The organism is Streptomyces sp. NPDC054840, from assembly GCF_053611065.1.
This window is the reverse complement of record NZ_JBSGZP010000683.1, coordinates 1-3,882: the sequence shown is the minus strand read 5'-3', so window position 1 is coordinate 3,882 and position 3,882 is coordinate 1. Positions and strand designations below refer to the sequence as shown.

General features: G+C 72.5%; 5 protein-coding genes. 1 reads left to right on the top strand and 4 read right to left on the bottom strand.

Annotation, left to right across the window (positions count from 1 at the left end; translation table 11 throughout):
- Positions 1-123: 123 nt before the first annotated feature.
- From ACWGIU_RS32170 to hisI, 4 genes are all read right to left on the bottom strand, one after another.
- Entirely contained in the window at positions 124-375 is a 252-nt protein-coding gene (locus ACWGIU_RS32170) for an HGxxPAAW family protein (protein WP_052872597.1), read from the bottom strand.
- Between the two features lie 111 nt (positions 376-486).
- Positions 487-1,167, bottom strand: coding sequence for a TIGR02234 family membrane protein (locus ACWGIU_RS32165; protein WP_453711638.1), 681 nt, complete (start codon positions 1,165-1,167; stop codon positions 487-489).
- A gap of 14 nt (positions 1,168-1,181) precedes the next feature.
- Positions 1,182-2,672 (bottom strand): anthranilate synthase component I, encoded by a 1,491-nt coding sequence (locus ACWGIU_RS32160; RefSeq protein ID WP_453711637.1) that lies wholly within the window; start codon positions 2,670-2,672, stop codon positions 1,182-1,184.
- Between the two features lie 14 nt (positions 2,673-2,686).
- Positions 2,687-3,055, bottom strand: a complete 369-nt coding sequence (gene hisI, locus ACWGIU_RS32155; RefSeq protein WP_030773221.1) for a phosphoribosyl-AMP cyclohydrolase — start codon at positions 3,053-3,055, stop codon at positions 2,687-2,689.
- Between the two features lie 91 nt (positions 3,056-3,146).
- Between hisI and ACWGIU_RS32150 the strand changes: the two genes are divergently transcribed.
- Entirely contained in the window at positions 3,147-3,779 is a 633-nt protein-coding gene (locus ACWGIU_RS32150; RefSeq protein WP_453711636.1) for a TIGR03085 family metal-binding protein, read from the top strand.
- The last annotated feature ends 103 nt before the right edge of the window (positions 3,780-3,882 follow it).

Below are 3,882 nucleotides of genomic sequence, written 5' to 3'. Positions count from 1 at the left end.
GGTACGAGAGGCGTCCACCTGCTGATTCTCTCCGCTCATGACGAAAGGCGCAGCCCGACGGGGCCGCGCCTTTCGGCTGCGTCGCTTCGAACCGCGTCGCTACGAACCGCGTCGCTCGCGCGCTCAGACCTTGGCGGGAACCTTGGAAGCGGCGATGACCTCGGCGAGATCCTTGTGGGCGGGCTTCGGCGCACCCATGCCCGCGGCGCGCATCCCCAGTCCGACGACACCGCCGAGCGCGACGACGACGAGGCCGGCCCAGAAGCCGAGCGGGTTCGCGATCACCATGAAGGCGCCGGAGATGCAGAAACCGATGAAGGCGATGATGACACCGGTCCAGGCGGCCGGGGTGTGTCCGTGGCTAGTGCCCGCCATGAGTTGCTCCTCGTTGCTCTGTCGCGCTGCTGTGTCGAACGTGCGGTCAGTGTCGGACGCTCGGCGACCATTGTCCCGCACCGGGCGGCTTCGCCGTCCAGGGGGGTCGGGTCAGGGGGCCCGGCCGGCGCCCGGGTCGTCGGTCGGGTCCTCGCCACGGTCCAGAGCCTTCCACAGATCCTCCGGCCGGTCCGGATCAACCGCCGCGACAGTCCGGGCGCGCGGGCTGCCGTCACGCTCGTAGCGGCCTCCCATCGCGGGCCAGCTCCGGCCGAAGCGCAGGGCCAGCAGACCGGCCGCCAGGATCAGGACCGCGCCGGCGGCCGTGACGTAGGGCCAGGTCGTCTGCGTCAGCCCGGCCACGTGCGCGGCACTGTCCGCGGTCGTCCGGGCGGCCTGCGCGTCCAGGACACGGCGGCCGTCGCTGCCGAGGACCGCCGACAGCGCGGCGCCCAGGCCGCTGAGCGCGAGCAGCCCCGCCACCAGCAGCCGGCTCCTGCCGCGTACGGCGAAGACGGCGACCAGTGCGGCGAGGCCCACGATGGCCAGCGCCGCGGGGAGGCCGGTGACGGCCCGCCCGTCGGCGGTCAGCTGGAGCGAGTCGCTGCCGATGGCGGTGGTGCCCCGGGCCCAGGTCCGGCCGGAGGCGAGCAGGACGACGGTGGCGCCGAGGGCGCCGAGCAGCAGGGCGACGGCCACACTGCGGCGGCCGCCGCGGCCGTCGGGAGCCTCGGGCTCGGACTCGGCGTCGGCGTCGTTTCGGGGCGGGGGTACGGCACTCACGTACCCCACTATCCCCTACGCCCTCAGGAGCTGGGGAGGCGGTTCGCCGCTCCCACCGCACGCAGCACGGCGGCCGCCTTGTTGCGGCACTCGTTGTCCTCCAGTTCGGGCACCGAGTCCGCGACGACACCCGCCCCCGCCTGCACGTACGCCGTACCGTCGCGCAACAGCGCGGTGCGGATGGCGATGGCCGTGTCGGAGTCCCCGGCGAAGTCCAGGTAGCCCACGCAGCCGCCGTAGAGGCCGCGGCGCGAGGGCTCCAGCTCCTCGATGATCTGCATGGCGCGCGGCTTCGGCGCGCCCGAGAGAGTGCCGGCCGGGAAGCAGGCGGTGAGCACGTCGAAGGCGGTCCGGCCCTCGGCGACCCGCCCGGTGACGGTGGACACGATGTGCATGACGTGCGAGTACCGCTCGATCTTCATGAAGTCGACGACCTCGACGGAGCCCGGCTCGCAGACCCGGCCGAGGTCGTTGCGGCCCAGGTCGACGAGCATCAGGTGCTCGGCGCGCTCCTTGGGGTCGGCCATCAGCTCCTCGGCGAGCTCGTGGTCCTCCTGCGGCGTCGCGCCGCGGTGGCGGGTGCCGGCGATGGGGTGGACCATGGCCCGCCCGTCCTCGACCTTGACCAGCGCCTCGGGGCTGGAGCCGACCACGTCGAAGCCGTTCTCGAAGCGGAAGAGGTACATGTACGGGGACGGGTTCGTGGCCCGCAGCACCCGGTAGACGTCCAGCGCGGAGGCGTGGCAGGGGGTCTCGAACCGCTGCGAGGGCACCACCTGGAAGGCCTCGCCGGCCCGGATGCGCTCCTTGATGTCCTCGACGGCGTCCTGGTACTTCTCGCCGCCCCAGAGGGCGGAGAACTCGGGCAGCTCGGAGGCGGGCAGCGGTGTGGGGGTGTACGGGGCGGGGCGCGCGAGGTCGGCCTCCATCGCGTCGAGCCGGGCCACGGCGTCCGCGTACGCCTCGTCCACGCCGGTGTCGAGGTCGTTGTGGTTGATGGCGTTGGCGATGAGCTGGACGGTGCCGTCCCAGTGGTCCATGACCGCCAGGTCGGAGGTGAGCAGCATGGTCAGCTCGGGCAGCTCCAGGTCGTCGGCGGTGTGCTCGCCGATGCGCTCCAGGCGGCGCACGATGTCGTAGCCGAGGTAGCCGACCATGCCGCCGGTGAAGGGGGGCATCGCGCCCGCGAGGTCGCGGGGGGTGTGCAGGGTCTCGACGGTGGCGCGCAGGGCGTCGAGGGGGTCGCCGTCGGTGGGTACGCCGACGGGCGGGGTGCCGATCCAGTGCGCGCGGCCGTCCTGTGCGGTCAAGGTGGCGTCGCTGCGGACCCCGATGAAGGAGTACCGGGACCAGGAGCGGCCGTTCTCGGCGGACTCCAGGAGGAAGGTGCCGGGGCGTTCGGCTGCCAGCTTGCGGTAGAGCCCGACGGGGGTGTCCCCGTCGGCCAGCAGCTTGCGGCTCACGGGGATGACGCGGCGGTCGGCCGCGAGCTTGCGGAACGTCTCAAGATCCATTCGGGGGACCCTACCTAGTCGGCTGCGCGGAGGAGGACATCTTCGTCGAAACAGGTGCGTGCCCCGGTGTGGCAGGCCGCTCCGACCTGGTCGACCCGGACGAGCACGGTGTCGGCATCGCAGTCGAGCGCGACGGATTTCACGTGCTGGAAGTGGCCGGAGGTGTCCCCCTTCACCCAGTACTCCTGGCGGCTGCGGGACCAGTAGGTGCAGCGGCCGGTGGTCAGGGTGCGGTGCAGGGCCTCGTCGTCCATCCAGCCGAGCATGAGCACCTCACCGGTGTCGTACTGCTGGGCGATGGCCGGGACCAGCCCGTCCGCGGAACGCTTGAGGCGCTCGGCGATGGCCGGGTCGAGATTGCCGGGGCGGGGGGACGTACTCATGTGGACATTGTGCCGGGCCGGGGCGGGGCTATTGATCCCCGTCCGCCTGATGAGCGGGTGCTCGGCGGGTTCCCGCCGTAGGCTGGCCCGCATGTCTACCCATGCGAAGCGTGAACGCCTGCTCTTGGCGGACCTGTTGGAGGCGTCCGGTCCGGAGGCCCCCACGCTGTGCGGCGGCTGGACCTGTCGTGACCTGGCCGCGCACGTGGTGGTGCGGGAGCGGCGGCCCGACGCGGCGGGCGGCCTGCTGCTGAACGTGCTGAAGGCCCGCCTGGACAAGGCGATGGAGGAGTACACGGCCAAGCCGTACGAGGAACTGATCCAGCTGATCAGGACCGGCCCGCCGAGGATGTCGGTGTACTCGCTGAAACAGATCGACGAGGCGGCGAACGCGGTCGAGTTCTACGTCCACGCGGAAGACGTCCGCCGGGCGCAGCCGGACTGGTCCCCGCGGGAACTGGACCCGGTCTTCTCCGACGCGCTGTGGTCCCGGCTGGAGAAGCTGGCACGCCTGACGGGTCGCCGCTCGCCGGTGGGCCTGGTGCTGAGGCGTCCGAACGGGCAGACGGCGGTGGCGCACAAGGGCACGCCGGTGGTCACGGTGACCGGCGAGCCGGGGGAGCTGACGCTGTTCTGCTTCGGGCGGCAGGACGCGGCGGCGGTGGTACTCGACGGCGACAAGGAGGCGGTCGCCAAGCTGACGGTGGCGGCGCTGGGCATCTGACCCGGCCGCTGCCCTGGCCGGGCGGGTGCGGGTTCGTGTTTCGGGTGCGGGCCGGTGGCCGCGCCTCAAGCGCCGGCGGGGCTGGGTGGTGTCCGCGGACGGG

Coding starts and splice junctions, on each gene's coding strand:
- ACWGIU_RS32170 (WP_052872597.1), bottom strand. CDS start 375: ATGGCGGGCACTAGCCACGGACACACCCCGGCCGCCTGGACCGGTGTC.
- ACWGIU_RS32160 (WP_453711637.1), bottom strand. CDS start 2,672: ATGGATCTTGAGACGTTCCGCAAGCTCGCGGCCGACCGCCGCGTCATC.
- hisI (WP_030773221.1), bottom strand. CDS start 3,055: ATGAGTACGTCCCCCCGCCCCGGCAATCTCGACCCGGCCATCGCCGAG.
- ACWGIU_RS32150 (WP_453711636.1), top strand. CDS start 3,147: ATGTCTACCCATGCGAAGCGTGAACGCCTGCTCTTGGCGGACCTGTTG.